We start from the raw sequence: 2,400 nt of genomic DNA on the forward strand, positions 1-2,400 counted from the left end.
GTGTCCCGCAGGCGGGCGGCCGGGGTCACGCCCAGCCCGGCGAGGAAGGCGTGGTGGTCGTTCATCAGGTGGCGGGAGGCGCCCATGCCGAGGACGCCGAGTTCGGCGCTGAGCCGTTCGGCGTCGGTCAGGTCGGGCAGTCCGACGGGGGCAGTGGACCGGCCGCCGCCGAGGGGCAGTTGGGCCGCGCCCCTGGTGCCGACGGCGCGCTGGGCGCCGTGGAGTTCCGTCAAGTGCAGCAGCAGGTCGCGCCGGTTGGCGCCGAACGCGTCCAACGCCCCGACCTGGGCGAGCCGTTCGGCGACCGGGCGGCCCGGATGGGCGCGGTCCCAGAAGTCGCGCAGGGAGGCGTACGGCTGTCCGGCCTCGATCCGGCGGGCCTCTTTTTTGCTGATGCCGTGGACGTCGGACAGGGCGAGGCGCAGCCCCCACCGCTCCGGCCCCCGCCCCTCCTGGCCATCGGACACCAGTTCGATGTGGTGGGCGGCCGCCGAGCGGTTCACGTCCAGCGGCAGCACCGGCACGCCCCGCCGCCGGGCGTCCGCCAGCAGCAGCCGCTTCGGGTACATCCCGGGGTCGTGGGTGAGCAGCCCCGCGTAGAAGGCCGCCGGGTGGTGGGCCTTGAGCCACGCCGACTGGTAGGTGGGCACGGCGAAGGCCACGGCGTGCGCCTTGCAGAAGCCGTAGCTGCCGAAGGCCTCGACGATCTCCCAGGTCCGGGCGACCACCTCGGGCGCGTAGCCGCGCCCGGCGGCCGTCGCCGCGAACCAGGCCTTGATCCGGCCCTGGGAGTCCGGGTCGGAGAGCCCGCGCCGCACCCGGTCGGCCTCGTCGCGGCCGCAGCCGGTCATGACGTGCACGATCTCGATGATCTGCTCGTGGAAGACCACCACCCCGTACGTCTCGCGCAGCGCGTCGGCCAGGTCCGGGTGCGGGAAGCGGACCGGGGCCCGCCCGTGCCGGGCCTCGATGAAGGGGCGCACCATGTCGGCGGCGACGGGGCCGGGCCGGAAGAGGGAGATGTCGACGACGAGGTCGTGGAAGGAGTCGGGCTGGAGCCGGCCCACCAGGTCGCGCTGGCCGGGGGACTCGATCTGGAAGCAGCCCAGCGTCTCGGCGGAGCGGATCAGTTCGTACGTCGGCCCGTCGCCCGGGGGGACCTGCGCGGGGTCGTCGAGGTCGAGGTCGAGGCCCGTCGCCCGCTTGAGCTCGGTGACCGCGTGCGCCATCGCGGACTGCATGCGCACGCCCAGCACGTCGAGTTTGAGCAGCCCGAGGTCCTCCACGTCGTCCTTGTCGAACTGGGACATGGGGAAGCCCTCGCCGCTGGTGGGGACCACCGGGGTGCGGGCGAGCAGCGAGGCGTCGGAGAGCAGCACCCCGCACGGGTGCATGGCGGTGCCGCGCGGCAGCGCGTCGAGCGCCTCGACGAGGTCCCACAGCCGCTCGTGTTCCTCCGCCCGCCCCTCGCGCCCCTCGCGCACCTCGCGCAGTTCGGGCAGTTCGGCCAGGGCCGCGCGGGCGTCGCGGGCCCGGATGTGCGGGAAGGCCTTGGCGAGCCGGTCGACGGCGGCCGGGTCCATGGACAGGGCGGCGCCGACGTCGCGGACGGCGTGGCGGACCCGGTAGGTCTCGGGCATGGCGACGGTGGCGACGCGCTCGGCGCCGAAGCGGCCGATGATCCGGCGGTAGACCTCCAGCCGGCGGGCGGATTCCACGTCGATGTCGATGTCGGGGAGCACGCGTCGGCGCTTGGACAGGAAGCGCTCCATCAGCAGGCCGCGCTCGACGGGGTCGGCGTGCGCGATGCCGAGGAGGTGGTTGACGAGGGAGCCCGCGCCGGAGCCGCGCGCGGCCACCCGGATGCCCATCTGCCTGACGTCGTCCACCACCTGGGCGACCGTCAGGAAGTACGAGGCGTAGCCGTGGTGGGCGATGACGTCGAGCTCCTCCTCCATCCGGTCCCAGTACGCGCGCCGCCCGGCGTAGCCGCGCAGCACCATGCCGGCCGCGGCGCGGGAGGCGAGCACCCGCTGGGCGGTGCGGCGGGCGGCGCCGACGAGGCGGGCCTCGGGGAAGTGCACGGAGCCGATGCCGAGGTCGTCCTCGGGGTCCACGGAGCAGGCCTCGGCGGTCTCCCGGGTCCGGGCGAGCAGCCGGCGGGCGTCGGCGGCGCGCAGTCCGGCCGCCTCGGCGATCCGCTCGGCGACCTCGGTCATGGCGGCGGGGTCCTTGAGCCACCGCTCGCCGCTGTCGCGGCTGCTGCGCGGGCCGAGGGGGACGAGCCTGCGGGCGGCGTCGAGGACGTCGGCCACGGGGCCCTGGCCGGGGTCGGCGTACCGGACGGCGTTGGTCAGCACGGCCGTGACGCCCTGCTCGGCGGCGAAGCCGACGGTACGG

1 protein-coding gene is annotated in these 2,400 nt (G+C 75.3%); it reads right to left on the reverse strand.

Features of this window, described 5'->3' with window-relative positions; genetic code table 11:
• A partial coding sequence (gene dnaE / locus SSNG_RS07820) for a DNA polymerase III subunit alpha (RefSeq protein ID WP_007263265.1) occupies positions 1 to 2,400 on the reverse strand: 2,400 nt, incomplete at both ends.

This window comes from Streptomyces sp. C (assembly GCF_000158895.1).
Taxonomy (GTDB): Bacteria; Actinomycetota; Actinomycetes; order Streptomycetales; family Streptomycetaceae; genus Streptomyces; species Streptomyces racemochromogenes.